38 protein-coding genes are annotated in these 25,015 nt (G+C 71.1%); all 38 read right to left on the reverse strand.

Annotated elements, in window-relative coordinates; translation table 11 throughout:
• The 38 genes from ACFWV8_RS11670 to ACFWV8_RS11855 all read right to left on the reverse strand — a co-directional run bounded on the left by ACFWV8_RS11670 (window position 1) and on the right by ACFWV8_RS11855 (window position 24,950).
• Complete coding sequence (locus tag ACFWV8_RS11670) at window positions 1-939, reverse strand: hypothetical protein (RefSeq protein ID WP_384199989.1); 939 nt, start codon at window positions 937-939, stop codon at window positions 1-3.
• Window positions 939-2,114 (reverse strand): siphovirus ReqiPepy6 Gp37-like family protein, encoded by a 1,176-nt coding sequence (locus ACFWV8_RS11675; RefSeq protein WP_384199991.1) that lies wholly within the window; start codon window positions 2,112-2,114, stop codon window positions 939-941. The genes ACFWV8_RS11670 and ACFWV8_RS11675 overlap by 1 nt, the downstream gene beginning before the upstream one ends.
• Complete coding sequence (locus ACFWV8_RS11680; RefSeq protein WP_384199994.1) at window positions 2,111-3,085, reverse strand: phage tail protein; 975 nt, start codon at window positions 3,083-3,085, stop codon at window positions 2,111-2,113. Before ACFWV8_RS11680 ends, ACFWV8_RS11675 begins: the two co-directional genes overlap by 4 nt.
• Window positions 3,086-5,815, reverse strand: coding sequence for a hypothetical protein (locus ACFWV8_RS11685; protein WP_384199996.1), 2,730 nt, complete (start codon window positions 5,813-5,815; stop codon window positions 3,086-3,088). It abuts the gene before it with no gap.
• Window positions 5,816-5,950: 135 nt separating this feature from the next.
• Window positions 5,951-6,397: a hypothetical protein gene (locus ACFWV8_RS11690; protein ID WP_384199998.1), complete on the reverse strand. Its 447-nt coding sequence runs from the start codon at window positions 6,395-6,397 to the stop codon at window positions 5,951-5,953.
• Between the two features lie 8 nt (window positions 6,398-6,405).
• A complete protein-coding gene (locus ACFWV8_RS11695; protein ID WP_384200000.1) occupies window positions 6,406-6,918 on the reverse strand; it encodes a hypothetical protein in 513 nt (170 codons plus the stop codon).
• Window position 6,919: 1 nt separating this feature from the next.
• Complete coding sequence (locus ACFWV8_RS11700; protein ID WP_384200002.1) at window positions 6,920-7,402, reverse strand: hypothetical protein; 483 nt, start codon at window positions 7,400-7,402, stop codon at window positions 6,920-6,922.
• Complete coding sequence (locus ACFWV8_RS11705; RefSeq protein WP_384200004.1) at window positions 7,402-7,590, reverse strand: hypothetical protein; 189 nt, start codon at window positions 7,588-7,590, stop codon at window positions 7,402-7,404. Before ACFWV8_RS11705 ends, ACFWV8_RS11700 begins: the two co-directional genes overlap by 1 nt.
• Window positions 7,587-7,916 (reverse strand): hypothetical protein, encoded by a 330-nt coding sequence (locus ACFWV8_RS11710; RefSeq protein WP_384200006.1) that lies wholly within the window; start codon window positions 7,914-7,916, stop codon window positions 7,587-7,589. Before ACFWV8_RS11710 ends, ACFWV8_RS11705 begins: the two co-directional genes overlap by 4 nt.
• The gene (locus tag ACFWV8_RS11715) at window positions 7,904-8,122 is read right to left on the reverse strand and encodes a hypothetical protein (RefSeq protein ID WP_384200007.1); all 219 of its coding nucleotides are present in this window, start codon (window positions 8,120-8,122) and stop codon (window positions 7,904-7,906) included. Before ACFWV8_RS11715 ends, ACFWV8_RS11710 begins: the two co-directional genes overlap by 13 nt.
• A 12-nt stretch (window positions 8,123-8,134) precedes the next feature.
• Window positions 8,135-8,587, reverse strand: coding sequence for a hypothetical protein (locus ACFWV8_RS11720; protein WP_384200009.1), 453 nt, complete (start codon window positions 8,585-8,587; stop codon window positions 8,135-8,137).
• Window positions 8,587-9,138 (reverse strand): head-tail connector protein, encoded by a 552-nt coding sequence (locus ACFWV8_RS11725; RefSeq protein ID WP_384200011.1) that lies wholly within the window; start codon window positions 9,136-9,138, stop codon window positions 8,587-8,589. Before ACFWV8_RS11725 ends, ACFWV8_RS11720 begins: the two co-directional genes overlap by 1 nt.
• A gap of 11 nt (window positions 9,139-9,149) precedes the next feature.
• Window positions 9,150-9,578 (reverse strand): hypothetical protein, encoded by a 429-nt coding sequence (locus ACFWV8_RS11730; protein WP_384200013.1) that lies wholly within the window; start codon window positions 9,576-9,578, stop codon window positions 9,150-9,152.
• Window positions 9,578-9,982 (reverse strand): hypothetical protein, encoded by a 405-nt coding sequence (locus tag ACFWV8_RS11735; protein ID WP_384200015.1) that lies wholly within the window; start codon window positions 9,980-9,982, stop codon window positions 9,578-9,580. Before ACFWV8_RS11735 ends, ACFWV8_RS11730 begins: the two co-directional genes overlap by 1 nt.
• Window positions 9,983-10,048: 66 nt before the next feature.
• Window positions 10,049-11,305 (reverse strand): phage major capsid protein, encoded by a 1,257-nt coding sequence (locus ACFWV8_RS11740; protein WP_384200017.1) that lies wholly within the window; start codon window positions 11,303-11,305, stop codon window positions 10,049-10,051.
• Window positions 11,306-11,374: 69 nt separating this feature from the next.
• Window positions 11,375-12,136 carry an HK97 family phage prohead protease gene (locus ACFWV8_RS11745; RefSeq protein WP_384200019.1) on the reverse strand — a complete coding sequence of 254 codons (762 nt, stop codon included), beginning with the start codon at window positions 12,134-12,136 and terminating at the stop codon, window positions 11,375-11,377.
• Window positions 12,123-13,445, reverse strand: a complete 1,323-nt coding sequence (locus ACFWV8_RS11750; protein WP_384200021.1) for a phage portal protein — start codon at window positions 13,443-13,445, stop codon at window positions 12,123-12,125. Before ACFWV8_RS11750 ends, ACFWV8_RS11745 begins: the two co-directional genes overlap by 14 nt.
• Window positions 13,442-13,603, reverse strand: a complete 162-nt coding sequence (locus tag ACFWV8_RS11755; RefSeq protein WP_384200023.1) for a hypothetical protein — start codon at window positions 13,601-13,603, stop codon at window positions 13,442-13,444. The genes ACFWV8_RS11750 and ACFWV8_RS11755 overlap by 4 nt, the downstream gene beginning before the upstream one ends.
• On the reverse strand, window positions 13,603-15,222 hold the full coding sequence (locus tag ACFWV8_RS11760) for a terminase (RefSeq protein ID WP_384200025.1): 1,620 nt from the start codon (window positions 15,220-15,222) through the stop codon (window positions 13,603-13,605). The genes ACFWV8_RS11755 and ACFWV8_RS11760 overlap by 1 nt, the downstream gene beginning before the upstream one ends.
• The gene (locus ACFWV8_RS11765; RefSeq protein WP_384200027.1) at window positions 15,185-15,475 is read right to left on the reverse strand and encodes a hypothetical protein; all 291 of its coding nucleotides are present in this window, start codon (window positions 15,473-15,475) and stop codon (window positions 15,185-15,187) included. The genes ACFWV8_RS11760 and ACFWV8_RS11765 overlap by 38 nt, the downstream gene beginning before the upstream one ends.
• A gap of 246 nt (window positions 15,476-15,721) precedes the next feature.
• Window positions 15,722-16,162 (reverse strand): AAA family ATPase, encoded by a 441-nt coding sequence (locus ACFWV8_RS11770; RefSeq protein WP_384200029.1) that lies wholly within the window; start codon window positions 16,160-16,162, stop codon window positions 15,722-15,724.
• Window positions 16,163-16,168: 6 nt separating this feature from the next.
• Window positions 16,169-16,390, reverse strand: coding sequence for a hypothetical protein (locus ACFWV8_RS11775; protein ID WP_384200031.1), 222 nt, complete (start codon window positions 16,388-16,390; stop codon window positions 16,169-16,171).
• A 2-nt stretch (window positions 16,391-16,392) separates the two neighbouring features.
• The gene (locus ACFWV8_RS11780) at window positions 16,393-16,677 is read right to left on the reverse strand and encodes an HNH endonuclease (RefSeq protein WP_384200033.1); all 285 of its coding nucleotides are present in this window, start codon (window positions 16,675-16,677) and stop codon (window positions 16,393-16,395) included.
• Window positions 16,678-16,693: 16 nt separating this feature from the next.
• Complete coding sequence (locus ACFWV8_RS11785) at window positions 16,694-16,951, reverse strand: hypothetical protein (RefSeq protein WP_384200035.1); 258 nt, start codon at window positions 16,949-16,951, stop codon at window positions 16,694-16,696.
• A gap of 84 nt (window positions 16,952-17,035) precedes the next feature.
• Window positions 17,036-17,284 (reverse strand): MerR family transcriptional regulator, encoded by a 249-nt coding sequence (locus ACFWV8_RS11790; RefSeq protein WP_384200037.1) that lies wholly within the window; start codon window positions 17,282-17,284, stop codon window positions 17,036-17,038.
• Between the two features lie 196 nt (window positions 17,285-17,480).
• The gene (locus ACFWV8_RS11795) at window positions 17,481-18,914 is read right to left on the reverse strand and encodes an HTH domain-containing protein (protein ID WP_384200039.1); all 1,434 of its coding nucleotides are present in this window, start codon (window positions 18,912-18,914) and stop codon (window positions 17,481-17,483) included.
• Entirely contained in the window at window positions 18,907-19,332 is a 426-nt protein-coding gene (locus ACFWV8_RS11800; RefSeq protein WP_384200041.1) for a hypothetical protein, read from the reverse strand. The genes ACFWV8_RS11795 and ACFWV8_RS11800 overlap by 8 nt, the downstream gene beginning before the upstream one ends.
• A gap of 120 nt (window positions 19,333-19,452) precedes the next feature.
• A complete protein-coding gene (locus ACFWV8_RS11805) occupies window positions 19,453-19,716 on the reverse strand; it encodes a hypothetical protein (RefSeq protein WP_384200043.1) in 264 nt (87 codons plus the stop codon).
• Between the two features lie 5 nt (window positions 19,717-19,721).
• On the reverse strand, window positions 19,722-20,057 hold the full coding sequence (locus ACFWV8_RS11810; protein ID WP_384200045.1) for a hypothetical protein: 336 nt from the start codon (window positions 20,055-20,057) through the stop codon (window positions 19,722-19,724).
• The gene (locus ACFWV8_RS11815; RefSeq protein ID WP_384200047.1) at window positions 20,054-20,605 is read right to left on the reverse strand and encodes a hypothetical protein; all 552 of its coding nucleotides are present in this window, start codon (window positions 20,603-20,605) and stop codon (window positions 20,054-20,056) included. Before ACFWV8_RS11815 ends, ACFWV8_RS11810 begins: the two co-directional genes overlap by 4 nt.
• On the reverse strand, window positions 20,602-20,964 hold the full coding sequence (locus ACFWV8_RS11820; protein WP_384200049.1) for a hypothetical protein: 363 nt from the start codon (window positions 20,962-20,964) through the stop codon (window positions 20,602-20,604). The genes ACFWV8_RS11815 and ACFWV8_RS11820 overlap by 4 nt, the downstream gene beginning before the upstream one ends.
• Window positions 20,961-21,329: a hypothetical protein gene (locus ACFWV8_RS11825; RefSeq protein ID WP_384200050.1), complete on the reverse strand. Its 369-nt coding sequence runs from the start codon at window positions 21,327-21,329 to the stop codon at window positions 20,961-20,963. Before ACFWV8_RS11825 ends, ACFWV8_RS11820 begins: the two co-directional genes overlap by 4 nt.
• Window positions 21,330-21,364: 35 nt before the next feature.
• Entirely contained in the window at window positions 21,365-21,571 is a 207-nt protein-coding gene (locus ACFWV8_RS11830; RefSeq protein WP_384200052.1) for a hypothetical protein, read from the reverse strand.
• On the reverse strand, window positions 21,556-21,861 hold the full coding sequence (locus ACFWV8_RS11835; RefSeq protein WP_384200054.1) for a hypothetical protein: 306 nt from the start codon (window positions 21,859-21,861) through the stop codon (window positions 21,556-21,558). Before ACFWV8_RS11835 ends, ACFWV8_RS11830 begins: the two co-directional genes overlap by 16 nt.
• A 42-nt stretch (window positions 21,862-21,903) precedes the next feature.
• Entirely contained in the window at window positions 21,904-23,181 is a 1,278-nt protein-coding gene (locus ACFWV8_RS11840; RefSeq protein WP_384200056.1) for a hypothetical protein, read from the reverse strand.
• 12 nt (window positions 23,182-23,193) lie between these two features.
• Window positions 23,194-23,442, reverse strand: coding sequence for a hypothetical protein (locus tag ACFWV8_RS11845; RefSeq protein ID WP_384200058.1), 249 nt, complete (start codon window positions 23,440-23,442; stop codon window positions 23,194-23,196).
• Window positions 23,439-23,951 carry a hypothetical protein gene (locus ACFWV8_RS11850; protein WP_384200060.1) on the reverse strand — a complete coding sequence of 171 codons (513 nt, stop codon included), beginning with the start codon at window positions 23,949-23,951 and terminating at the stop codon, window positions 23,439-23,441. The genes ACFWV8_RS11845 and ACFWV8_RS11850 overlap by 4 nt, the downstream gene beginning before the upstream one ends.
• A gap of 186 nt (window positions 23,952-24,137) precedes the next feature.
• Complete coding sequence (locus tag ACFWV8_RS11855; protein ID WP_384200062.1) at window positions 24,138-24,950, reverse strand: hypothetical protein; 813 nt, start codon at window positions 24,948-24,950, stop codon at window positions 24,138-24,140.
• Window positions 24,951-25,015: the final 65 nt, after the last annotated feature.

The following is a 25,015-nucleotide window of genomic DNA, read 5'->3' on the forward strand; positions in this document are numbered from 1 at the left end:
TCAGTCCACCACCCAACTCATGCCGGAGATCGGCAGCACGAACGCGCCGGAAGCGATGTTCGGGTGGTTGACGAGCCACACCTGGCCAGCCCGGTCGGTCGACTGGGCGTGGACGATGAACCGGCACGCGGCGGTGCCCACGATCGCGATGCCGTACTGGTCACGGTTCGGGTGCCGGTACGCGGCCGGGATCAGCACCGGAAGCCGGGACTCGTTCCCCGCAGCCAAGGTGCCCGCCGTGCGCTGGAAGGAACCGAACCGGGTCGACACGACCCCGTTGCGTTCCTGGATCACGCTCTGGACCTCGTTGCTCCATGCGGCCAGCGGTGAGTTGACGCTGATGATGCCGGAGTTGGAGTAGATGCTGTGCTTCGTCGACCCGTCGTACAGGCGCAGCCGCTTGGTATCAACTTCCCAGGTCACGTCCCCCAGCTGCGGGTTGGGGTCGGTGAGCGAGGCTGATGTGCAGGGCCGGATGCGGGAGCCGACGTACCGCTCGCCGCGGGCCACGGTGACGGAGCCCGCCCCATTCAGGATGGTGACGTTCGCGAGGAGCGCCTCGTAGTTGGTAAAGCCGTCGCCCGTCGTCAGTGTCGGCGGGCCGGCGCCCGGGGTGCCCTGCTTGACGACGGCGCGGACCGTCCAGTCGTCACGGTCGAGGCGCAGGACCACGCGGTCAGTGCGGGTCTGGCCGGATGAGTTGGCGGCGACGGCGAGGGTCACGTCGCTGGTGCCCGACGTCCAGGCGTGACCACGCAAGGAACCGGTCACGTTGGCCGCGACGGTGACCGTCAGACCCACGCCGGCGGTGACGACCGCGGTCTCGGTGGGGTCGCCGTACACCCCGTCACCGGAGAAGTGCGCGGCCACCGTCTCATACTCCGAGTCGGTGACCGCCCGGTCGTTGTGCCCCGGGCTGGGCCACGAGTCCTGCGCCACTATCTGGCCTCCAGTCTGCCAAGTCGTCGGGCCAGGTCGCGCACCGCGCGAACCGTCGCCGTGGTCGTGGTCTTATCGCTGTCGCCGATCACCGTGGTGACCAGCTCGCCGCCGTCGGGCGTCGTCTCCAGCCGGATGGTGCGCACCAGGTCGGTGACCTCCAGTCCGGTCGGGAGCTCCACCGTCACCCGGTCACCCAGCCCGTAGTCACGGCCGGCCCGCAGGTCGGGGGTGTCGACCGTCACCGTCGCCAGGCTGGCTTGGGGGTTGTCGTTGCCGAACGCCAACACTCCGGCTTGGGTGAGTTCGCCGTCAGCGTCGTCCTTGCCGGACTGCTCGATCAGCTTCTCCACCCGATACCAGTCCGTTGCCGCACCGGAGGCGACCTCGACGTACACCCGTTCGTTCGCGGGATCTCCCTCCCCGACCTGCTGCGCCGGGTCCTCACCGCCCTGCACCAGCTCCGAGGTGGCGAGCGGCGCCCCCATGGTGAAGCTGACGGACCGCAGGTTGCCGAGCCCTGCGGAGAACCGCGCAGTGCCCGAGCGGTCGACCGGGGCGTACACCCCGAAGCGGATCTCGTCACCGACCTGCCGGGTGTGGAAGCCGAGCCCGTCCGCGGCGGCCGCCGTACGGCATGCGTCGAGCAGCGGCTCGAACCGTGTCGACACAGTGCGGTTGCTGCCGACGCTGGCAACGGTGTCGAGGACCAGGCGCTCAATGCGTCTGGCCGTGATCGCGCCGGGCCCGCAGTTCTCGTTGACCAGCGTCCGGATGATCGTCTCCGCGTTCGTCGCGGTGAGCTTCCGTGTGACGTCGGACGTCGTGGTCTGCGCGTTGAAGGCCTTCGCCGGTTCGGGGTAGGTGAGGTATCCCGCGACCCGGGCCAGGTCGTCGCTGAAGGTGACCTTGACCGTGCCGTCGGCGTTGGCCGCCAGGTCCCAGGTGTAGTCCTGCGGCTGCTCCAGCGGACCGGCGGACCAGACCTCACCGTCCCGGATCACGACCATGCGGGCGCCCGGCTGGAGCAGCTCCATGTAGGCCGGGTGCGCCGGCAGCGATACCGATCCGGCGGCGGGGACGATGAAGTTCAGCTCGGATGTGAGGGCGGTCCACCCGTCAAGCGGGTCGCCGAGGATGTTCAGGTTCCGGTCGGTGACCAGCAGTTGGATCATGCCGTCTCGTACCTCGGGTAGAACGTTAGGTCGACGGCGCTGCCGGCCTCGGCCCCGTCGAGCTGGAACGTGACCGGTGTCTCGCCGGGGGGCAGGGACCACAGGACGGCGCCCGGCCAATCGAGCCCCTTGAGCAGGTTCTCGTCGGTGTCGGAGCGGACGCGCGGCGGGTCGGTGCTGATCGTCACGGTCTCGCCGGCCAGGAGGTCACCGTGGACGGTGTCGGCCATGGTCAGGGTGAAGCTGACGCCGGTGTCGTCGCGGGTGAAGGTGATCGCCGTCGCGGGGCCGGTCACCGTCCACGTCGGCCAGACGTCGACGCCGCCTGGGTTGTTGACGGTGGTCTCGCCCAGCACCTGCGAGCTGGAGACGGAGGGGTACGGCACCAGGTAGTCGACCTGGGTGCCGGTCTCCCGGTGCACGGTCACCGGGACGGTGTCGACCCAGTACGGGTCCTCGCACCACAGGGTGACGACAGCGTTGTCCCATGTGATGCCGGTCGCCTTCTGCCCCAGGCCGTCCCACCCGGACTGGTAGTACACCTCGATCGTCCGGACGGTGCCGTTCGGCCGGGCGACCTCCAGCACCCCCGGTGTCCGGAGACCGTCCGGGCCGAGTCGCAGTGTCCGGGTGAAGGCGTCAGCGAGGGCCCGCCAGTTCTCCGTGAACCGCATGTGGTCGGCGCCCTTGACGTGGACCGGCCACACGATGGTCCGCGGCTGCGGCTGGACGTGCCGCAGCCGGGCGCCGCCGCGCGGGTGCGGGTCCGACGTCAGCGTGTACGGCGCCGCCCCCAGACCCGACACCCCCTCGGCCATCGCGTACCAGTCCGCGGCCAGGTCCGTCATCGGCCAGCGGACACCGTCCGGTGAGATGTAGGTGATCGCCGCGTACCCAACCCCGGGGACGTCGACCGGCGGGACAACCGGCGGCTCCTCCGGCGTCACGTACGGCGCTGTGAACAAGGGCATTTACCCGGGCCTCCCCACACGCTGCCGTGCCTCTTCCTGCCGCTGGATCAGCAGCAGGTCCTCCGCGCTGATCACCGACTGCCGGGGATACACGTTGTACGTCACCCGGGTCTGGTCCCCTGCCGGCGCTGCCTGCGTGAGCGCTGCCGCGGGGCGCCCGGCCGGGGCGGCGGCCCGGCCGGCGGGGAGGGTGCCGTCGTTGATGGCGTGCATGAAGTCCAAGCCGTACTTCCGGACCGACATGGCGTTGACCATGTACTCGCCGTTGGAACCCCGCAGCAGGATGCTGTCCGACGTCGACGTCCCGGGGCCCTGGAGGAGGCCGCCGCCCGGGAAACCTTGGATCGGGCCGCCCCTCGCGAAGGCGGGGATACCGCCCGGCCCGGTGTGGCCCTTCGGGCTGTAGACCGTCCGGACGTAGGTGTACGCCGTCTTGCCGTCCAGTCGGTCCAGCTCGCGCTCCGCCGCCGCGATCTTCCGTTTCAGGTCGGAGATCTCACCCTTGATCGCGGCGGTCTTCGAGCTGGGGGCTTTCCGCAGGCGTTCCTTCGCGTCGGCGAGTTTCGCCCTCAGATCGTCCAAGTCACCGCGCAAGTACGCCGTCTTGTTGGGGGTCTTCAGGATCTGGTCGGCGAGCTTCCGGGCCTGCGTCTCCGTCAGGCCCATGGCCTGGGCAGACCGCAGGAAAGCCCCGCGGCCACGGTCGTAGATCCCGGAGACCTCGTCCCAGCTCGCGCCGTTGGCGCGCGAGGACTCGGCGGCCTTCATCGTTGCCGACGCCAGCTCGTCCAGCGCCGCGTTGTTCGCGCGGCCCTTCTCCGTGTTGTTGTCGAGGGTGGCGCCGTTCTTCTTGAGCGACTCCGACGCCGCGTCGATCGCGGCCTCCATCCCGCGTACGCCGCCCCTGGCTGTCAGGTAGGAGTTGTTCAGGGCGTGGATGCTCTGGGCCAAGCCGTCCGCCGATTGCTTCTGGGTGTCGAGCTTGGCCTGGACGTCGATCGCCTGGGCGCCGAACAGGCCCATGCTCTCTGCGGCGAGCTGCTCCTCGAACGCGGCCCCGGCGAGGGCTGCCTTGTAGTCGCCCAGCTCGGCCCGCAGCTCAGCGGTTGTGAGGCCCTTCTTCTTCATCGCTGCGGCGACGTGATTGAACGCTGCTTCCGCCTGGTCCGCGTTGCCGCTGGACACCATGTTGGCCAGGGCCTTGTCGATCCCGTCGAGATCCTTCTTGGCTTCTTTGACGGGGGTCGAGTCCAGGCCGACGAGCTGCGTGGCCCACTGCTGGAAGCTCGCGACGTTCGACGGACGGGCCACTTCACGCAGGCTGTCGGCGAGGCCTCCGAGATCCTTGCCGTACGCGCGCGCCGCTTCGCCGGAGACTTTGCCGCTCACGGCGAGCTGGCCGAGGCTGGTGGTCAGGCGGTCCACATCGGGGCCGGCCTTCTGCCCGCGGGAGGCCAGCTCGGTCAGGCCGATCAGGAGCAGCCCGATCGCCGTACCCGCGACCGCGAGTTTCGCGGTCCTGGACAGGGCGCCGATCGCGGCCGTGGTGGCGGCGAGCGGCCCCGGTGCGGCGGCCGCCGCCGCGCGTGCGAGCGCGATCTGCCCGGCGAGGCCCGCCATGGCCGCCCCGGCGGCGGCGCTGCCGGCCGCTGCCAACCTCACGGCCTTGACGGCGATCGCCAGCTGGAGCAGCGTGGCGATCGCGCCCGGCGGAACCGCGGACGCGACCCCGGCCAGGAAGTTGATCAGATCCAGCATTCCTACGCCGACACCGGACCCGGCTTCGATCAGGTTGAAGGCGGCGTCACCGAGGTTGTTCAGCGTCTCGATGGCCAGAGGTGCGTTGTCCCGGCAGTAGTCGAGGAACCGCTGGAGCCCGCTGTCGTCGACCTCGCCCCGTTCGAGGCGGTCGAAGAACATCGCGACCTCGTCGACCGCGTTGCGCATCGTGTCGTTCGCGAAGACGGTGAACTTGTCGTTGAGCGCGTCGAATCCGGGCGAGGCGACCGCGCCGCCCAGCATCGTGATCAGCCGGTCCAGCTCGGTGGACGAGCCCTTGACCAGGCCGGTGGTCTTCGGGAGCAACGTGTTGGCGACGCCTACGCCCTTGATGAACGGGGCCATCACATCGCCGCTGAGGCTGTCGGACCACTCGCTGAAGCCGTCGGCCAGCAGGCCGACAGCGACGGCCGCCTTGCGCGTCTCGGGCGGGAGCTGGGCCAGCTCCCGCCGGTAGGCGGACTCCGCCTCTGCGGCGGCCTGCGACGTCCGGCCGGACGTCTTGACCGCCTCTTCGTACTTGTTCTGTGCGTCGCGCGCCTTGCTGATGGCGGAGATCTGCGGGCCGAGCGCCAGCGCGAAAGCACCGGCTGCCACGCCTGCGGCGCCGAGCTGCGCTCCCACGGCCGCCGCCGCGCCGCCGAGCCCGGCAACCAGCGGGATCGCCGCCGGCGCCAGGCTGATCAGACCCGACTTGAGCGAGTCGCCCAGCTTGGACGACGCGTCCGTCAGGCCACGGAACCGGCGGGCCGTGTCATCCGTATCGCCCGCCAATCGGCGCTGCGCGTCCGCGACGGACACGTAACGGCCTTGCAGGTCACGCAGGTTGCCGTCGGCGTCCGTGGTCAGGCCGGCCATACGCAGCCGCAGGTGATCGGCACTGTCCGCAGTGCCGTTGAGGACACGGGACAGTTCGTCGCGGCCGTCGAGGGTGAACGTCAAGCGGGGCACGCGGTCACCCCTCTCACGATGAGATGTGCCGGTTGATCCAGGCGACGGCCGACTCCAGGTCGTCTGCGCTCATGCGCTGGATCTCCCAGGGGCGGATGTGCAGGTAGTGCGCGAGGAGCCACCGGTATTCGAGAATCAGTCCCCGGATGCCTGGCGGCCCGGAACCAAGTGGCCTTTTCCCAGCGCATCCAGCGCGGGCTCGATGTCGCCCTGGTCGTGGGCGAGCTTGCGGAAGTGCGGCAGCATCGCGTCGATTGCTGCGTCCTCGGACTTGGCGAGCGCCTCGCTCATGATGTTGGTGAGGATCTCGTCAATCTCGTGGCGTTCGAGACGGGCCTTGAGCCGCATTTTCCATTTCGGCACGTCGACCGAGGCGAACGCCAGGTCGGGAGCCGCGCGCTTGCGTACGGCCCACAGGACGGCGCGCATCGCGGTGGGGTTCTGTTGCCTCAGCTGGTCCTCGATCGCGCGCCATGCGACGCCGCCCAGGACCTCCTCGATCTCGGCCGACTCGATCGCGGAGAGGTCGAGCGTGGAAACCTGCTCTATCGTGCCGTCGGCCGGGGTGTGCGTGACGATCATGGGGCTCTCTATTCCAGTTGGCGGCGCACGTCAGTGAGGACGCGTTCGACCTCTGCTCGCATGCGCGGCGTGTGACGGTTGACGGTCCGGCCCCACCAGCCGGCGGGGGTCGTCTGGTTCGCCCAGCGCTTCCGGTTGCCGAACACCGGATGCCGGAGACGGCCCGCGTCCAGCTGGTACAGGACGCCTGCCGAGATGTCCGGCGGCAGCAGCGCCGGGTCGAAGAACACCCTGGCGCCGGGGTTGGTGCCGGTACGGACGCTGATCCGTACCGCGCCGGCAAGGGTGGCCCGGAAGGGGCGCTGTGTCGGAGAGGGGCCGCCCCGCCGCCGCGCGCCGCGCCCGGCGGACCGGAGTGGCAGCCGCGTGATCGTGGACGTCAGGTCGCGGTGCAGCGGCTCCGCTGTGCGCCGGATCCGGCGGGCGAAGTTCTGCTGCAAGCGGGGGCCGCCCGCCGCCCGCAGACGGCGGGACAGCGTCAGCAACTGCCCGGTGCCGTGGATCTGTACCGAGCCCGCCATGTCAGGCGGCCGGGATGAGGACGTTCTCGGCCGGCTCGCTGGTGATGGCGAACTGGGCCATGATCTGCGCGGCGTTGTCGAGCTCCCTCACCTTGGCCTGGGAGGTGACGGTCACCGGGTAGACGTCCATCGTCTGACCGGGGACGTCACCCTCGTCCATCCAGCCGACGAAGCCCACGGCCTCGCGGGTGAGGAGCGTCCGCACGTCCACGCCGTTCTTCGACGCCCAGAAAGTGAGCGAGCTTTCCGCGGCAGTGATCTCGGCGCCGACCACGGGTGTGAACCTGCTGCCGAGTGCCGCTACGGGCTGGACGGCGCTGGTGGTCTGCCACCCGGCCATCGCGCCGGTCTCGCCCTCCAGGGCAGTACCGGCGTTGATCTCGTCCCGGGTCGGCGCGTTCTTGTTCGCGATCGCCGGGATCCACAGGACCTTGGTCGTGCCGCGCCGGTAGTACCGCACGCTGGGAGTGATCGGAGTCGCCATCAGCGGTCCCCTTCCTTCTTCTGCCGGCGCCGCGGCGCCCTGCTCGGAGTCGTGCTCGGTTCCGGGTCCGGGACCGCCTCGGGCCCGACGCGCTGCCAGCCGGACGACTGGTAGTGCGGCACCGCCGCCTGGTCCACCTCGATCGTCTGGTCAGGAAGATCGGGATGACTGAGCGTCACCCTGCTCACGACGGCACCCGGATGACCGCGACGGTCAGATCGGTGACCCCGTCGTAGGTGATGTTCGCCCGGCCGGTCGACGGGTTGTAGTACTCGCTCGTTACGGGGATGAGGACCTCGTCCCCTGCCGCGACGGTCACCGCCCGGTCGGCGATCGCCAGCCCGTTGACGGTGCCCGGCGTCACCAGCGTCACCGTGTGGCTGGACTCGTCGCCGTTGCGGACCAGGAGCACCACACCGGCGCCGGTCTGGCAGGTGTCCCCGCCGCCGGCCGCCGCCACCGGTTCGACGGCCAGACCTCCCCGGGGCACCACAGACGTACTCAACGCAGCCATGCTCGGCTCTCCCTCTCGATACGGATGTCGGTGACGACCTTCGCGCTGGTGCTGCCGACCGAGAACCGCGCGCCTTGCTCGTTGAGCCGGTGCTGCGTCACGGTCACCCGGTCATGGGTGATCTCGACAGACGAGGTCTCGTTCAGGTCGGCCCCGAGTTGTTGAACAAAAGCTGCGACCAGATCGAACGGGATGGATGTACGCACGGGGGTCCTCATCTATGTGAATGCGCGGCCGGCCACGGTTAGCAGCAGGGTGGCTTGTGCGCCGTTGTCGTCCTGTTCCTGCACGAGCTGGGTCGCCTCGATCGCGACCTCCAGCGAGCTCAGCCCCACGCTGGGGTCCGCCCGCAACAGGGCTTCGACCCGGCCGGCGATCTCGAACACGCGGACCCGGGCGGCCCGGACATCGGTGTCGCCTCGGGCCGCGATCGCGGCGACAGTGACCTGAAGCTGTTCCTCACGGCCAGTGCCAAGATCGGACCAGCCGCCCAGGGTCTGTGCGGCCTGGAAGTCGCCGTCAGGGTCGCCGGACCATCCGACGATCAGCCAGTCCGGCGTGTCCGTCTCGTTGATCTCCGGGCCGTCGACGACCACGACGCCGGTCAACTCCGGGTCCGGGGTGAGCCGGGCGACCAGAGCGTCGATGAGTTCAGGTACGCGAGACGCCATCACGCCACTCCTGGGGGCTGCTTGTAAGGCTCCAGGAGCTGGAGCACGCGGTTGGGCACGGCGTAGCCGAAGCCGGGGGCCGGTTCGGTTACGGAGAAGTCGGAGTTGCCGCCGGCGAGGCCGCCGCGGGCCTGGCCGAGCTGGGTGCGCCACAGGTGCTGAAGCAGGATCCGTCCGGCCAGATTGACCGTCGGCGGCACCGCGTCACGGCCGGCGGGGTAGACGGCTGTCCATGGGCCGCCGGAGAACGATCCGCCGTCCTTGCGGCGGATCACCCCGGTCACCCCGTTCACGTGCAGCCCGGCCACGTCCACGGCCGTACCTCCGAGGACTGGGGTCAGGGAGGTGAGGGACCGGACCGGCGGATGCAGCAGGAGCAGGTACAGGCCCTTCCCGTCGATCTCCTCGGTCACGATGCGTTCGACGACCGGCCCGACGTGCCATTCGATGACCTCGGTGACCGCCTCGATGTAGGCGGTGATCTCCGTGTCGTTGGTGTCGGTGACGATGTTCAGCTGGGCTTTCGCCTCGGCCAGCGTGAGGAGTCCCACGGCGCGGCTCCCTACCGGGTTTCGGGCGGGCCGTCGCCGCGGCCGCCGCCGCGCGAGGACTCGGCCGCTACCTCGGCCGGACCGGTCGCCGCAGCCAGCTCGGCGTCGCGTGCGCGAGCGCGCTCAAGAACGCGTTCCTTCTGCTTGTTGATGCCGGCGCGGTTCTCGCCGGCAGCCTCCAACTCGTACACGCGCAGCGCCTCGCTCTCGCCCACGGTGTCCAGGTACGCGAAGACCTCGCGGCTGGGATGGAGGACCGGATCGAAAGGGTCCGCCGGGTCGTCGTCGGCGGGCGGGGGCGGTGGCGGGGTGTCGGCGTACTCGGCCCGGACGCCGTCCGCCCACTTGGCCGCCTCGTCGTCGTCCAGGTCGACGAGCTCGCCCTTGCGCCAGGAGAAGCCGAGGCCGCTGATGCCGGTCAGGATGAGGATGCGGGCCATCAGTTGCGCACCACCGGGGCGACGCGCGGGCCGGAGAGGACGACGAGCGCGGCCAGGGCGCCGCCGTCCGTGGCGCCGGCCACGGTGCTGACGACCCGCAGGTACCGCTTACGCCCGAGGTAGCCGAGCTCGTACGTCGTGTTGTCGTTGGCCGCGACGATGGCGGGCTCGGTGCCCTGGAGGAACTCGCTCGCCACTGCGGCGTACGAGCTGTTGTCGGCGGAGTCCTGGACCTCGATCGTGTGGGTGCCGTCGGTGATGACACCGGTGCTGACCACGATGAGCGCGTCCTGGTACATCGAGCCGTCCTCGTTGCGGTCGACGGCCGTACCGGTCGCTGTCGCGGTCCGTACGGCCGGCACCAGCGAGGCCTTGACGAGGCAGTTGCTGTAGATGTCGTTCATGGCGTGGGTCCCCTTTCCGGGGTCGGGACCCGGGCGGCACCGCCGTACCGCCCGGGTGAGGGGTGGTCAGGCGGCGGGGTGCTTGTAGCCCTTGATCGCCGAGTAGTCGTCGATCATCCCGTCCAGGCGGGCGAACGACAGGAACGCGACCTGAAGCTTCTCGGCGTACCGCTCGGTCAGGCGCATGGTCTGCACGGCGAGGACCTGGCGCACGATGTAGCCGGCGGCGATGTCCCCGAACACGATGCTGACGTTGTTCGCGCCGGGGCCCGGCATGCTGTTGTCGACCGTGTACGGCTGGCCGTTGATGGTGGCCGCGAAGCCGGGGGCCGGGACCGGGACCCACAGGGGGCGGTCCTCGCCGTCCTTGAGCTTGCGCAGCGTGGCCAGCGTGGTGTCGTTGTAGACGAACCGGCAGCGGCCGGCCTCGCGGTAGGCCGGGTCGACGGAGTGCTCAAGGTCGATCAGGTCGTCGTACGTGATCGAGGTGACCTGACCGTTGGCGCCGGTCTTGCCGATGCCGAGGCCGACGGTGATGCCCTGCGGCTCGTCCACACCGGTGCCGGTGGTGAAGGAGCGTGCCGCCCGCCGGCCGATGCGCTCACCGAGCTTCCTGGGCAGCCAGGTGTCCAGGTCGAACGCGGAGTCCTGGATCAGGGCGAGCGAGGTCTTGACCATGCGCGAGCTGTAGATGTGGGCCTTGAGGGTGCGCTGCCCGAGGGTGACGTCCCGCTCGCCGACCTCCTCGTTCTCCCCGAGGATCTCGCCCTCGTTACCGGTGTCGTCGTTCGTCGGCCACATCAGGTCGTTGCCGGTGGCCGTGTTGATCGGCGTCGCCAGACCGAGGATCCCGCCGTACGCCTTCATGGTCTCGGTCATCGTGGTGAGGAACCCATCGGGCACCAGGTAGCCGCCCAGGGTGTCGATCCCGGCGGCCTGGGCGCGGGTGTCGGACATCTCGCTGTAGCTGCGCTCCAGGAGCGAGCGCTGGTCGTCGTTCAGGCGGCGCATACCGCCGCGCAGGTACCGCCCGAACGCCTCGGCGTAGCGGGCGTCGGCCTCCTGGTCTCGGCCCGCGGGGTCGTCCTGCCCGCCGGTGGTGATGACGGCGCCGGACCGGTCGACGGTGTCCAGGGCGGCCATGCGGTTGAGGCGCTCGATGTCGTTGGACGCGCGGGTGAGGTCGGCCTCGGCGGCGTCCCAGTTGGTCCGCTCCTCCTCGGTCATGTCGCGGCCGTCGCGCTCGGCCGCCTCCCGGATCTCGTTCATCCGCGACCATGTGCGGTTCTGCGTCTCGATCGCTCGCTCAAGCAGTGTGGGCATGGCGTCTGTGTCCTTTCACGGCACGCCTGCCAGCCCCGGGGACTCCGGGGAAGGCAATGGTCAGGTGGGTCAGCGCGGGAGCCCGTAGCGGGCAGCCAGCGCTCTCATGCGCAGATCGACGTCCAGGTGCCGGGGCTGAGTGGACACGGCCGGCTCAGCGGGTTCCTGTGTGACGCGAGTGGACTCTCCCGGCTCGCGCTCGATGTGCACCAGGTCGAGGAGCTCGGGCCGGTAGGCGGCGCGGGCTTCGACGGCGGCGAGGTCGCCGCGGTGGTCCAGGGCACGGGCCACGGCCTTGAGTTCGGCCTCGGTGTCCGTGTAGGCGGGGAAGGTGACCGCGCTGACTTCGACCAGGCGGACTTCCCGGATGATGCGGACGTCGACCTGGACCGGGTCGGCGCCCTCGATCTCCACGGTCTCGGAGTTCCACTCGTCCTTGATGACGTAGAACCCGAACGACATCCCGGTGATGTTGCCGTTGTTGACGTTCGCCCGCAGGTCGGAGACGTAGGACAGGCCGTTGTCGAGCGCACTGTCGACGGCCAGGCCGTGCGCGTCCTCGGCCAGCAGCAGCGATCCGGCGGACACCCGTGACACGACGTAGTACGAGTCGTGGTCGATCAGCATCCGAGCGTCACCCTCGGTGAGGGTCTTGGTGAACGCCCCGTCGGCGATCTCCTCGTAGAACCCCCAGCGCAGCGGATTCCCGATGGACGTGCGGGAGTTGAACTTGGCGGCGTACCCGCCGAACCTGGCGGCCGTGCCTTCGGCGCGGATCACCACGTCGGCCGCCGACAGCGACAGACGCCGGCGCTCCTCAGTCCCGATCATCACGGTCATCGTCGCCTCCTGTGTCAGCAGCGGTCGGGGTGAGCAGACGCTTGGCCTCGGCCAGGTGCCAGGCGGCCCGCGCGGCGGCTGGCCCGGCGTCGTCGGGGGCCAGCGGGTTGGACCCGAGCGGGGCCATGTACGTGGGCTGGAGGTAGACATCACCCTCGGGCCCGGAGATCGGGGGCAGGTCCTCCAGCTCCCTGATGTCGTTGGCGGACATCACGCCGGTATCGCGCATCGCCCGGTAGAAAGTGGCCCGCGCGGCCGAGTCGCCGCGCAGCAGACCGGCCACCTGGTACTTGGCGTACTCGGTCTTGGGCAGCAGCTCCTTGGTGATGCGCTGCTCGGTCGGTGCCAGCCACGTAGGGGCGAGGTCGAACTTGACCCACCCGGTGGCCTGTTGCTCCAGCCCCGTCCCCCAAGACGTGCTCTTGGACGTCTCCATCAGGAGGAACAGCGGCACGCCGAACATGCGCGCGATCTCGGTGTTCTGGAACTCGCGGGACTCCAGGAACTGGGCGTCGACGTTCGGCATCGTCACCGGCGCGAAGCTGGCTCCGGAGTCGAGGACGGCCACCTCATGGCTGTTGTGGACGCCGGCCATCTTCGTTCGCCAGGCTTCCTTGAGCTGGAGGGCCTGTTCGGCGTTGAGGCGCTGCTCGGTCTGGAGCACGCCGCCGACCATGTTGCCCGAGCCGAACAGGCGGGCCGCGCCCTTCTCCGCCGCCTGTGCGAGGCCGATCCCCTGCGAGGCGAGGCGGACCGGGGACACTCCGGTCAGCCCGTCGTACCCGATCCCGGGGATGTGCAGGATGTCGCGCGGAGTGAGCCGGTGCGTCACCCCCCAGTCGTCCGTCGCCCAGAACCACTTGCCCGTCGGGTTGTCCGGGGTCGGGCGCTCGCGGTCGACCTGGACGCGGCTGGAGGAGACGGGCCACAGCTCCTTGACCTGCCCGGAGGGGGCCCGCATCTTCTGGATGTAGGCGTTGCCCCACAGCACCCGGTACAGGTACGCCAGGCGCCAGACCTCCAGCCGTGTCAGCTCGGGGTGCGGGTCCTCCAAGAGGGCGTTCACTGTCCGTGTCCGGGTGCCCGTCTTGAAGGTGGGCAGCGGCAGTGCGGAGGAGACGCCGGCGATGACGGTCACGGAGCGCCACACCGCCGGCATCCGGAGCGCCGTCTGCTCGCTGACGGAGACGCCGGCGTCGGTCGCGGCGCCGCCCAGCCAGCTCAGCAGTGACGCATCGGTAAGCGGAACGCCCGGGTCCTCCAGGCCCCGCCGGTCGAACAGCCCGAACAGTCCCTTCACTCCCGCGCCTCCTTCGGCTTCGGGGGCGCGGGCTCGGCCTGGTGCCGTTCCACGGCGACGACCCCGAGCACACCGGCCAGGATCAGCGCTGCCGGCAGCGACCACATCGCCACACCGACGAGCGCGGCCAGGACGAACAGGATCTCCAGCACGGTCATCACCACAGGTTCGGCGCCCCTTCCGGTACGACGTCCTTACGCTCCGCATGGCCGTACGCCGCGTTCGTCGCGGCCACCAGCGGGCTGATGTCCACCGACGACGTACGCCGCGCCCACGTCTTGCCCTCACCGATCGGCCGCGTGTCGGCCCCGGCAAGGGCGGTGGCGAGCGGCGCCTGGCCCAGGTGCACCGCGCGCTGCTCCTCGATGAGGTCGATGAACTGCCCGTACGCGTTGGCGACGTCGCGCGCTTTGGCCTCGATGAGCAGGTCCTCGTAGTACAGGTCGCGGGTCTTCTCCAGGAGCGCGGCCAGCCGCTTCTTGACCGCGGGGATCAGGCTGGCGGGCGGGCCGAAGGTGTCGATGACGATCGCGCACGGCCGGTGCTTTTCCACCAGTTCCATCAGCCGGTCGACCGTCCAGCCGGTACCGGGGCGGTGGTCGATGACCTCCAGGTGGGTGACGTCGCCGGCCTCGGTGCTCTGCCCGTTGTGACCGGCCGCGCTGATCGCCGCGTGCGACCGCTCGGGAGTCACGTCGACCCCGAACGCCACCGGGTCCTTCATGCCCGACGAGGTGTCCGTCAGGGCCTCCCAGGTCTCCTTCGCGACGACCTTCCACGCGTCGTCGACGGCCACCGGGTAGGTGCCCACCCCGAGGCGTTCGCGGTCGAAGAGGTCAGGGCGCATGGTCGCGTGCTCGCGCCAGATGTGGGCCTCGCGGATCCGGATGCCCATGGCGGGGTTGGCCCTGGCGAAGCTGCGCGGGTCGTCGCGGTCGTCGTGGTCCCGGCAGACGATCCGCTCGCGCTCGTCGCGCGGGCACTCCTTGACGTGAGGGTCGATCCCGTACCCCAGGTACACCAGGCTCTGGTCCGGCTCCTCGGTCTCCGCCAGGGCCCGCGCGCGCAGCGTGCCCAGCTGCTCGGACTCCTCACCCACCCCCGACGACCCGGTGTAGATGAGCTGCGGGTTACGGCGGGCGGACATGGTCGGCAGCAGCGCTCCCATCGGCGCGGCCCGCAGCATCATCCCCTCATCCATGATCACCGTGTCCCCGCTGAATCCACGGCCGGACGCGTCCGAGCGGGCCAGGAAGCGGATACGGGCGCCGTTGAAGAACTCGAATCCCTCGTCCCCGTGGGACCTGATGATGCGTCTGACGCGGCGCCGGAGGTCGTCGTAGCTGCCGAGGATCTCGTCCAGGCGGATGAAGGACTCGGCGGCGGTCTTGAACTGGTGCGCGGTGTGGATGACGAGCTTGTCGCCGAACAGCAGGACGCCGCCGATCTGGCGCCATTCGAGGTAGCCGCCCTTGCCGTTCTGCCGGGAGACCTCCAGCACGACTTCGAACGCGGCCCAGAGGCCGGCGTCGTCCTCGGCGAGGGAGTGATGGAAGGCGAGGCGCTGCCAGGGATCGAGGGTCGTGCCGTAGGACTGGGCCAGGTCGATGCACTCCTGGCCGGCCGGGGAACGGAAGTCGAGCGCCTCCAGGTCCTCCATGCCGTCCCACCGGCCGGTGTGGATGCGCCGGTAGTGCGGGGTGGAGATGATCCGGGGGGTCTGGCAGCCGCGCAGCGACTCAGGCACCGCGGGCTTCACGCCGCTTGAGAAGCTCATCGACCGTGTCCCCCCGCTCCTTGACCGGCGCCAGGGCCCGCACAACACCCATCGCCTGTCTCAGCTCGCGTGCCGCCGGGGCCGTTTCACGTGCGTCGCGGGCCGAGTCGAGCTCCTTCGCCAGCCGGAGAGCGGCGGCCGCCGCCGCGTTGACGGCGGGGTCGACCCCGAGCTGATTGAGCTCGGCCTTGGTCGCCTTGGCGACGGCACCGGCCCGGAGCTTGCGAGGTGGTGACACATCGTCACCAAACATGACATCACCCTCCGTAACAGGTGAATGATCACGAACAGTGACAGAGGGTGAGGTGACAGGGAGTCACTAATGTGGTGAATGTCAGCGTTTCGGGATTAGCGATTCGCGCCGGGGAGAGAGCCGGGAGCCAAGGGCGTTTGGGTCGCCCGCTTCACCTCTCGACTTTCGACCCACTACCCCCGTCGAACGAGCGACAGCGTCTCGCCGATGATCGATTCAGCTCGAATCGATCCTTGATCGGTTCGTTCACCAGTCGCGGGACGACTGCGGTGTCACGGGGCGCGAACCACCTCGCCGATGCTCCTGGTACCACCGGGTGACCACCCTCTCCATACCGGGCTGCCTCATGTCCCGTACGCGCTGCCTCACCACGTCTTCGCCCGGATCGACCACCACGATCCGGGCGCCGAGCCGTCGGTAGCGCGCGCGTGCCTTGGCCTGCGGCATGGTGTGGATCAGGTAGACGTCGGCCTGGTCGACCAGCTGCTCGGCCTGGTGCAGGGCGGCGGTACGTGCCCGGTGAGCCACCTTCAGCAGCGCGTCACTGTGCGCGTGGTGGTCAGCACCCGGGCCGGCCAGGGCCAGGGCGATCAGGTCCAGGTCGATGACGATGTCCCCCGGGCCCGCGTGCGCCCGGATCCAGCTGCTCTTGCCCGCACCCGGCGGGCCGGTGATGACGTACAGCACGCAGCGTCACCCCCTGCGTCGGGCCATGATCTCTTCGACTGTGCCTTGCCCCGCGAGGACTGCGGCAATGAGAGTCGCAATGTCGTCTACGTCGGCGGCCCAGACGTTCCCCTCCTGGGCCTCGTCGGGTGCGGCGCCTTCGCGACGTCCCCAGATGCGCCCGACGGGGTGGCCGGGTGCGAGGTTGCGCAGGGTGTCGGCGATGCGCTCGCGGTCCGTTTGCGCCATGGTCACCACCTCCGGGATGTCGTGATGGGCGTGGTGATGATCCGGTTGCCGCGGGCGCTGTTGCAGCGGCGGTGTGCGCTGCGTGCGTTGGCGGGGTCGAGGAGGAGGTCAGGGCGGAGGCTGACGGGGAGCAGGTGGTCGAGGGTGAAGGCGTCGCGGTGCTTGCTGGCCGCGGGTCCGGTGATGTCGTACCGGATGTCGTGGCCGCACCACCAGCACGGGAGCCGGTAGCTCCGTTGCGTGGCGCAGAGGCGGCGGTAGGGGCGCCCGTTGCGTATGCCGGACACAGGGCGCCACCCCCTATCACAGGTCGCCGAGGACCTCGCGGCGTGCTGCGTCCGCTTTGCGGTTGAGTCGGTTGGTCATGGTGACGGCGGCGATGGTGGAGAGGACTCCGAGCACGATGAGGAGTACCTGGGTGATGACGCTGACGACGGCGATGTTCGCGGTTGCGTTGGTGACCATGAGCCAGAGGATCCCGCCGCATAGCCAGGCGGCCCAGATCTTGAACTTCTCGACGCGCACGGCGCTTTGGATCTCGCTGTAGCTGTGATCGGCCATGGTCCCCCCAAGGACGGATGAAGGGGTCATCGTGTCCCATTCGTACGCGACTTCGCCGGGTGGTGACCGATTCGTGACCCTCAGTCAGTCCGGTGCGGTCGCGCTGTAGCCCACCAAGCGCAGCGCGCGGCCGCGGGTGGCGAGCTCGGCGGCGGCGAGGTCGGTGAGGGCGTACAGCGGGCGGTCGTGCTCGTCGAGGCCGACGGGTGCGAGGTGGCCGCGGCTGGCCCACTTGCGAATGGTGGCCGGCTTGACCTCTGCTGCGCCGGCGGACAGGAGGCGGCGCCACTGGGTGGCCTGGGCGGCGGCCGCGGGGGCGGTGTAGAGGGTCATGGTCACCCCCTGGCATGCGTGCGGCCCCCGCCGTGGCGGGGGCCGGTACGTGGTCTGGGCACACGTCTGGTGCTGTTGAGAGTGTGACGCTAAGCGACGATCTTGTCCAGTGGCTTGCCGAACGCGCGTGCGACAGGGGGCCGATGGGGGGCGTACTCAGGTGTTGTCGTAGGGGGCGAGCCGGGTGCGGACCTCGTCATCGTCCTGTCTTCGGTGTGGTGGGCGCAGGCGAACCGGTCGACTTCCGGTCGGCGGGGGCGGTGTACGGGACGATCTTGTAGACGTCGATCAGGGGTTCGAGGTGGGTGGGGACGAGGCCTGCGTTCCAGCCGTTGCGGTAGGCGCGGGCCATGAAGCTGACGGCGTGGGCGATCGCGCTGGTGGTCGGCCGGCCGCAGCGTGTGAGGGTGTCCAGGTCTGCCGCGAGTTGCGGGTTGGCGGTGGTGAGGAGTGCGATGGAGTCCTGCGGGCTTACCGGCGGCGCGGGTGGCGTGTCCTGTGTGCGCCGGTGGCTCACGGTGGCGCCCGCGATCAGCGCGCCGGGGTAGTGGTCCGCGAGCAGCTGGCGCTCGTGGCGCAGTGTCTCGGTGTGCTGGCGCAGCTGTGCGGCCCAGTGGTTCGCTTCCTCGTCGGTGGTGCTGACGTGGGCGGGGCGCGCGTTCTCCACCTCGGCGACCGCTTGGGCGAGCTGGCGCACGGCGGCGCGGGCATGGGCTGCGGTCCCCGGTGCGGCCGGCGGCTCGGCGGGCGGCTCGGGCTCCGGGGCTGCGGGTGTTTCGGTGGCTGTGAGGTGTGCGAGATCTCTGCGGACGGTGTCTTTGCTGATGCCGAGGTCGGCGGCGATGGAACGGGCGCTGCGGGTGGGGTCCTGCTGGGTGAGGCGCTGGACGGCGGCGCGGCGGGCCGTGGTCTTGTCGGTGGTCATCTGGGTGTCTCCGGGGGCCGGGTGGGCGGCGATGAGTGTCTGGGCGTGGGCGGTGTACTGCTCGGGTTCGAGGTGATGGCCGCAGGCCCCGCAGTCGACGCCCCACTGCCCGTCGACGGCGACCAGGGCGAACGCGGCGCAGGCGGGGCAGGGGGCGGCCTGGGGGTGGCGCTGCGGTTCGGCGTGGGTGAGGTCGTACACGCGCGACATGAGGTCGGCGATCTGGCGGTGGAGGTCGCGGATCCAGGGGCGGGTGGCGGCGTAGGGGAGGTAGGCGGTGAGCCAGTGGCACCAGCCCGCCACGCTGGTCCCGTGGCGGGAGTGCGCGCCGGAGCACGGCACGATGCGCTGCGTGCCGTGCCCGTCGCGGTAGACGGCGGGGTGGGCGTAGGCGATGTAGCCGGCCCACCCGGCGAGGAGCGGGCCGATCGGGACGGGGCCGGTCGCGTCGCCGTACGGGTCGGCGGGCGGGAGCGGCCACCCGGGGCCGAGGAGGTTGAGCACGGACAGGTTGACCGGGAGCGGCGCGGTGGCGCTTCCCCCGACGCGGCCCTGCTGCGGGCGGCCCTCGGGGGCCAGAGCGGCGCGCAGGTGGCTCATCTGGTGGGGGAGGTCGCTGAGCCAGTGGCGCAGCTGGCGCACGCAGGTGGCGCAGGCGTACGCCTCGTCCGGCGCCACGCGCGGGCAGACGGCGCAGCTACTCACGGTCGGCCTCGCGTGCTTCCGCGGCGGTAGCGCCGAAGCCCTGCTCGATGAGTTCGGGGATGGACGGCTGGCCCTTGCGGCGCTGCTGGCGGCTCTGGCCCATGAAGGTGTCGGCGAGCTTGTCGAACTGCTGCGTGACCCGGTCGACGCTCTGAGCCATGGCCGCCTCTGTCGCGCGGCCGAGAGCGTCGACCTGCTTCTTGACCTCGGCGCTGAACAGGTCGTCGGTGAGGAGCGGGATCAGCTCGCGGGCCTCACGGGTCTCGCGGCGCAGGTCCTTGAGCGTTTCGTGGGCCTCTCGGAGTTCGGCGCGCATCTCCTCGCGGGTGCGGGCGAGTTGCTGCTCCAGGTCGTTGATCCGGGCTTGCTGGTCGAGGAGTGTCTGGGCGATGCGGGGGTGGTCGGGGTAGTCGGCCATCGGGGTCTCCCTACGGTGGTGGGCCGCCATGTGTACTGGCGGGTAAGGGGTGTTGAGGGTGTCGCGCGCGCCTGCGTTCGCGCGCGCGGTAACCGCAGGCGCGAGCACGCGTAGGGAGGGTCAGGGGCGGGTGATGACGAGTCGGCGGCGGCCGCCGGTCTGCTGCTCGTGCTGGACGGCGTAGCCGAGGGTTTGGAGGGTGGTGGCGTAGGCGTTGATCTGCTGTTTCTCGCCGGGTCCGTCGTGGAAGACGTGGACGACGCGGGGGCCGGACTGGGCAGTGCGGTAGCCGGGGTCCCAGTAGCCGGCGCCGAACTCGCTGGACGAGTGCCCGGCGGCGCCGAGGACGTCGTCGACGGCGCGGGCTTTCAGTCGCTGTGCCATGGGGGTCAGGTGCCTTTCGGGTGGTCGGTGCGGGTCCACCAGGTGGCGCCGGTGGCGTCCTGGTGGACGGGGCCGGTGTGGGGGCGGAGCACGCAGGGCCCGAGCGGGTTGCCGAGGGCGCTGATGGTGGATGCCTGGCAGGTGGCGGGGGTGTCGGCCCATTCGATGCGGGTGATGTTGATGTGGTGGAGGTCGCCGAGGTTGTGGGCGCCGGTGATGAGGCCGTGGCCGTCCTCGTCGACGACGACGCGGCCGGCGGGCCACTGGGCGCCGAGGATGATGCGGCCGTCGCGGGTGTGGAGGCGGAAGGCTCGCGGGAACGCGTCGGCGGCGGTGGTCATGCGCTGGTGTCCAGGGCCTTGGTGAGTTCGGCGCTGGCGCGTTTGAGGCCGGGGGCGTCGGGGCCGACCGTGTTCTCCCACATGGCGGCGTGGTTCCGGGCCTGGCGTATGGCGCTGCGGGTGCTGGCGAGGTCGTCGGCGAGGCGGTCGATCTGGGCTTCGTCGTCCGCGCGGTCGTTGAGGAGGGTTTCCATGACGGCTTCCCGGTCGGCGAGGATCGCGGCGGCGAGGCACTGGGCTGACTCGGGGCTCTGGGGGCTGATGCCTGCTTCGGCCTGGCGGTGCTGCTCGATGGCGATGGCGTCGGTGTAGCGGGCGTGGAGGGTGCGGGCGTCGGTGTCGCGCAGGCCGGGGCCGTCGACGGCCGCCGGTACGGGTGTGGGCACGGGGGTGGTGCGGAGGTGGTGCGCGTGGGCGTAGGTGATGCCGGAGACGCCGGCGCACATCAGGGCGGCCAGTGACCAGCCGTAGGCGCTCAGGGCGGTTGCGGCGGCGGCGAGGACGGCGGCCGGGAGGTACGAGGCGGCGCGGCGCGCGGGGGTGATCACGGGGTTTCCTTACGGGTGCAGGTGGCGGGGTCGTGGTCGCGGTGCTGTGTCTCCCAGGCGCGGAGACAGCACGTCGCGAGGAGGGCGTGCCAGGTGGTCTCGAACTGGCCTTTCAGGGCGGTGCTGTGGGCAAGGCGGGTGTCGCGGCGGGTCTGCTCCTCGATGGCCTCGCGCAACTGGCGGCGGGTGTGGGCGTATTCGGCCTCGCGTACGGCGCCCTCGCACAGGAGGGTGGCGAGGGCGGCGGCCGCGAGGGCGTGGGGCCAGTGGCCGGCGGCGGCGTACCGGAGGGCGGTGACGCCGACGAGGAGTGCGCCGGTGGCGTAGGCGGCCTGGAGGGCGCGGGTGGGACGGGTCACCGTGCGTCGCACTCGGCCTGGACGAGCTCGGTGAAGTACGGCCAGTCGACCAGGCCCTGGTCGGGGACGCCGTCGGCGTAGAAGTCGGTGGCGCCGTCGGTGCCGAGCATGAGCGCGGTGCACATGGTGTAGCGCTGGTCCTCGGTGTACGCGGCCCAGGCGATGTCGAACGACTGCTTGGTGAACTCGCGGTCGCCGGGGGGCTGTTCGCCGGTGCCGCCGTCGGTGGTGGGCTGGGTGTCGGCCGGGGTGGGCTCGGGAGCGAGGGTGATCTTGGGGGCGGGCTCGGGGCCGGTGCAGGCAGCGGTGCCCAGGCCCAGGCCGAGGCCGAGGAGCGCGGTGAGAGTGATGAGGGTCCTGCGCATGAGGTGGGTCTCCGTGGGTGGTTGGTGGCTGGGGTTCATGGGCGCTGGCGGGGCGGTGGGGCGGTGATGTGCCAGCCGTCCGCTTGGAGGGCGAGGACGACGGCCCGCGCGGCGGCGGTGGCGTCGGCCTCGGTGAGGCGTGGCGTGTCGTCGGCGTTGAGGTGGGCGAGGAGCTCGGCCTTGATGACGGCGGCCGCGGCGGCGGGGACCTGGCCGAGGGCGCGCGTCACGGACGGCGCCATGGCGGGGGGCGTACGCCGGTGCGCCGGTGCTGGGGTGCGCCGGTGGTACCGCGGGGGGTGTGGCCAGAGGCGACGTGGGGCCGGTAGAGCACTTCGGCGTGCTCGACGACCGGGCGTTCGGTGCTGATGCCTCGGGAGCGGAGGGTGCCGGCGGCGTCGGTGTAGCAGGCCTGGTTGCCGGTGGGGTCGGGGTCGGCGTCGACGGCCAGCGCGGCGCCTCGGGCGGTGGTGGTCCAGCGGATCCGCGCGCCGCACGTCGCGCACCGGTCGACCTGGTGCTCACTGGCCATCGGGAAGGCCTTTCGGTTCTGGTGTCGGGTGCTCTGCTCGGGTCAGGTGCCGGTGGGTGGCAGGGCGGTGGTGGGCGGGGGTGGGGCGTAGCCGTGAGGCCAGGCCGGGACGGCGGGATGTGGTGGGTGTCCGGTGCGGCGGTCGGCGCGCAGCTCGTCGCAGGTCTCGCACCGTTTGCGGGTGAGCCAGTGGACGCCGTCCTCGCAGTCGACGAGGCCGCACTCGCGGCGGGGCCTGACGGCCGCCAGGAGCCACGCGCCGGGGGTCCGGATCTCGTCGGTCATGACGCCCGCGCTCCGGGCCATCAGGCGGGCGCACAGGCGTTCGACGGTGGCGTAGGTGTCGAGCTGCTGCGCGATCTCCCGGACGGCGCGGCGCAGCAGATACGGGCTGATGGCGGGGAGCAGGTGCCGGACCGGTGCGAGGACGGCCCAGACGCGGGGGCTGAGCTGAAGTCCGGGCCCGGTGTATGCCGGTGACGCTGTGTCACGGCCGGGGTTATCCACAGCTCTACTACTGGTGTCTCGCCTACGGCGGGAAGGAAGACGCGCGCTCGTGTTCTCAGGGTCGGTCAGTTCTTGGTGTTCCTTATACGCGGGGGATGTGCCCTCAAGATCGGGACCCGATGGACCCTCAGTGCAGGGGGTCAACTCGGGGGCGGTGGACGGGTGGACGGGGTGATCGTGCGTGACGATGAGGTGGCGGCCGCGGTACCCGCCGCGCCGGTCGACGGTGATCCACCCGGCGGCCGCCAGCTCGTCGACGAGCCGGGACACGGTGGTCTCGTGGAGGGGCTGTCCGGCCCGCGCACCGGTGCGGTGGCGCAGCAGCTGCCCGAGCTCGGCGAGCGTCGCCTGGTGCCGGGTCCGCTCGGCGTACCGGAGCGCGAGGTAGAGGCGGTGCAGCCGGGGACGCAGGACGTCGCCGGCGAGCATCGGCGCCCACACCCACGGCTCCGTGCGGTCGTCGACGGGGCGCACCCAGCGCTGGGCCGTCTGCCCGGTGCCGGATATCGGGTGGGTGCGGCGGCGCACCAGGACCTCGGCCACCTCGTCATCACCCGCCGGGCGGGCGAGACGGCCGAGCGCCTTCTTGACCGTCGAGGTCCCGAGTCCGAGGAAGGCGGCGATCTTCTCCACCGACGCGGTACCGCGGCCGCGCTGCGAGAGCGCAGCCACCTTCCCGTACACGTTCGTGTCGACGTCCGCGTACGCCTCCCCGGTGACGATCCGCATCGGGTACCGCACCCGCTGCCGCTGCCGGCGATCGCCAACGGCCTCCCCCGTGGGGGCAGTCGCGGCGTCTGCGGCGTACGGCACGGGCGCGGTCTCCTACTCGGTCTCGTCGTGCTCGGGGACGGTGTAGCGGGCGCCGCACGGCCCCTGACGCGGGCCGGGGCGGGTGTGACGGTGGACGGCGGAGCAGCGCGGGCAGGACGCGGTGTACTCGGTCCGGCCGGACGTGGCGATCGGAGTCACGGGCACCTTGGGCGGGCCGAAGCGGCGGCGGGTCTCGGCCCGGGGCTCGGGCTCCTGGCCGTCGTCGTCGCCGGGGAGGATCGATAACTGATGGCCCGTCATGGCGCGTGGTGGTCGTGGCCGCCGGTGTGGGGCCCGGGGCGGGGGCAGCGGGGCAGGTGCGTGCCGGCCGGGATCGTGAGCTGCATCGGCGGCGGCCCGGCCTGCCCCTCAGGGGGCGCCTGGCGGGTTACCCACCCTTCGCGTTCCAGGACCAGCAGGCTGTTGCGGGCCGACAGCTCCGTGAGGCCGGTGGCCTTGGCCAGGCGGTGAGTCCCGGGAACGTCATCACGCGGGATGGTCCCGTTCGACCTCGCCGCGTAATGGGCCAGCGTCCAGGCGAGGAGCCGGACCGGCGGCGACAACTGGCTGTGCCGCAGCGCCTGTTCGTACCGGCCCCGGTCCCACCCGCCGGGCCGGACGGCGGGGCGGTCGTGGCGCAGCGCCGCACGGACCGGCGGGGCCGGCGCGACGGATGCCGGGAGCCCGGTGTGCCCGGGGCGCGGCGGGCGTGCGGCCATCAGCCGCGGCGACGGCCGGGATGCGGGCTCAGGCGTGTTCGTGGACTCCATCGGAAGCCCTTTCGGTCAGACGTTCGATTCGGTGGATGGGCCAGCCGGGGCCGGGCGGCGCCTCGGGCCGCCCGGCGAGCGCGTTCGGTGTGTGGAGGGGGCAGCGCCAGCCGCAGGGGTACGGCTGCGGGTAGACGTAGGCGTGCGGGCCGGTCACCACTCCGCACCCTCGGCGGCGGCCCGGGTTCACGGGCCGGGTACGGCGGGGACGGGGTGCATCACGCGGCCGTCACGGACGACCGTGATGCGGGCCGGGCCTGCCTCGAACCACATGTCGAACAGCGGGTCCGGGTCTCCGCTGTTGGTCGCCCAGACGCCGGCCATCGTGGCGGCGTCGCCCTTCGCGGTGTGGTGGAGCAGGCGCAGACGCAGGCTGTCGGCGAACCCGGGCTCCGGCTCCACCACGTACGTCTCACCCCACGCACGGATGTCACCGATGCCCTCGTAGTGGACGTGGACCAGGTCCCCCGCGCGGGAGGGGTACCAGGGCGCCGTCTTCAGCGCCCGCTCCCCGCTCCTGAGGGCGCCGATCTCACCGCCGATGTCGCGCCGGCGCTTGGCATCCTCGGCCCGGGCGAGCGGGCTCGACTCCGCGGACGCGGTGCCCGGGGCGCCGAACAGCCGGTCGTGGACGAGACGGGCGAGCGTGTCGGCCCGCATCGCCCAGGGCTTCGGCGTGCCGGTCGCATCGGGGTCCCACTGGCGGATGTCGACGCCGGTGATGAAATCGGCGGTGGCCGCCGTCTCGACCGGGCGGCGCAGGACCTCAGTGATCGCGGCCAGCGGCGTGACACCCGGGGCGGTGGGGCGGCCGTAGAGGGCGGTGAAGATCCGCTCCGCCACAGTGTCGACGTCGCCGGTCCAGGTGTGCTTGGCACCCTCCGGATAGCCGGAGGGCAGGCGCTCGGTGATCGACACCGACAGGTGCGCGGGTACGGCCCCGGGAATGAGCTTGGTCAGGGTCGAGGTGATGATGCCGAGCTGTACGTCACGACGCACGGGATGAACTCCTCAAAGGGGATGGGTGCGTGGAAGGGGTGGCGGCCCGCCCCGGGGGCGCCCCG

The sequence above is a fragment of the Streptomyces sp. NPDC058665 genome (genome assembly GCF_042714995.1).
Lineage (GTDB): Bacteria > Actinomycetota > Actinomycetes > Streptomycetales > Streptomycetaceae > Streptomyces.

Bases quoted from the DNA above. Each gene is read 5' to 3' on its own strand.
- ACFWV8_RS11760 (WP_384200025.1), bottom strand. From the start codon at position 15,222: ATGAGCTTCTCAAGCGGCGTGAAGCCCGCGGTGCCTGAGTCGCTGCGC.
- ACFWV8_RS11835 (WP_384200054.1), bottom strand. From the start codon at position 21,861: ATGGCCAGTGAGCACCAGGTCGACCGGTGCGCGACGTGCGGCGCGCGG.
- ACFWV8_RS11745 (WP_384200019.1), bottom strand. From the start codon at position 12,136: ATGATCGGGACTGAGGAGCGCCGGCGTCTGTCGCTGTCGGCGGCCGAC.
- ACFWV8_RS11680 (WP_384199994.1), bottom strand. From the start codon at position 3,085: ATGCCCTTGTTCACAGCGCCGTACGTGACGCCGGAGGAGCCGCCGGTT.
- ACFWV8_RS11800 (WP_384200041.1), bottom strand. From the start codon at position 19,332: ATGGCCGACTACCCCGACCACCCCCGCATCGCCCAGACACTCCTCGAC.
- ACFWV8_RS11830 (WP_384200052.1), bottom strand. From the start codon at position 21,571: ATGGCGCCGTCCGTGACGCGCGCCCTCGGCCAGGTCCCCGCCGCCGCG.
- ACFWV8_RS11790 (WP_384200037.1), bottom strand. From the start codon at position 17,284: ATGACCCTCTACACCGCCCCCGCGGCCGCCGCCCAGGCCACCCAGTGG.
- ACFWV8_RS11805 (WP_384200043.1), bottom strand. From the start codon at position 19,716: ATGGCACAGCGACTGAAAGCCCGCGCCGTCGACGACGTCCTCGGCGCC.
- ACFWV8_RS11775 (WP_384200031.1), bottom strand. From the start codon at position 16,390: ATGGCGCAAACGGACCGCGAGCGCATCGCCGACACCCTGCGCAACCTC.
- ACFWV8_RS11845 (WP_384200058.1), bottom strand. From the start codon at position 23,442: ATGACGGGCCATCAGTTATCGATCCTCCCCGGCGACGACGACGGCCAG.
- ACFWV8_RS11730 (WP_384200013.1), bottom strand. From the start codon at position 9,578: ATGGCCCGCATCCTCATCCTGACCGGCATCAGCGGCCTCGGCTTCTCC.
- ACFWV8_RS11700 (WP_384200002.1), bottom strand. From the start codon at position 7,402: ATGGCGACTCCGATCACTCCCAGCGTGCGGTACTACCGGCGCGGCACG.
- ACFWV8_RS11755 (WP_384200023.1), bottom strand. From the start codon at position 13,603: ATGACCGTGCTGGAGATCCTGTTCGTCCTGGCCGCGCTCGTCGGTGTG.
- ACFWV8_RS11740 (WP_384200017.1), bottom strand. From the start codon at position 11,305: ATGCCCACACTGCTTGAGCGAGCGATCGAGACGCAGAACCGCACATGG.
- ACFWV8_RS11695 (WP_384200000.1), bottom strand. From the start codon at position 6,918: ATGGCGGGCTCGGTACAGATCCACGGCACCGGGCAGTTGCTGACGCTG.
- ACFWV8_RS11675 (WP_384199991.1), bottom strand. From the start codon at position 2,114: ATGATCCAACTGCTGGTCACCGACCGGAACCTGAACATCCTCGGCGAC.
- ACFWV8_RS11720 (WP_384200009.1), bottom strand. From the start codon at position 8,587: ATGGCGTCTCGCGTACCTGAACTCATCGACGCTCTGGTCGCCCGGCTC.
- ACFWV8_RS11765 (WP_384200027.1), bottom strand. From the start codon at position 15,475: ATGTTTGGTGACGATGTGTCACCACCTCGCAAGCTCCGGGCCGGTGCC.
- ACFWV8_RS11710 (WP_384200006.1), bottom strand. From the start codon at position 7,916: ATGGCTGCGTTGAGTACGTCTGTGGTGCCCCGGGGAGGTCTGGCCGTC.
- ACFWV8_RS11690 (WP_384199998.1), bottom strand. From the start codon at position 6,397: ATGATCGTCACGCACACCCCGGCCGACGGCACGATAGAGCAGGTTTCC.
- ACFWV8_RS11850 (WP_384200060.1), bottom strand. From the start codon at position 23,951: ATGGAGTCCACGAACACGCCTGAGCCCGCATCCCGGCCGTCGCCGCGG.
- ACFWV8_RS11810 (WP_384200045.1), bottom strand. From the start codon at position 20,057: ATGACCACCGCCGCCGACGCGTTCCCGCGAGCCTTCCGCCTCCACACC.
- ACFWV8_RS11735 (WP_384200015.1), bottom strand. From the start codon at position 9,982: ATGAACGACATCTACAGCAACTGCCTCGTCAAGGCCTCGCTGGTGCCG.
- ACFWV8_RS11825 (WP_384200050.1), bottom strand. From the start codon at position 21,329: ATGCGCAGGACCCTCATCACTCTCACCGCGCTCCTCGGCCTCGGCCTG.
- ACFWV8_RS11785 (WP_384200035.1), bottom strand. From the start codon at position 16,951: ATGGCCGATCACAGCTACAGCGAGATCCAAAGCGCCGTGCGCGTCGAG.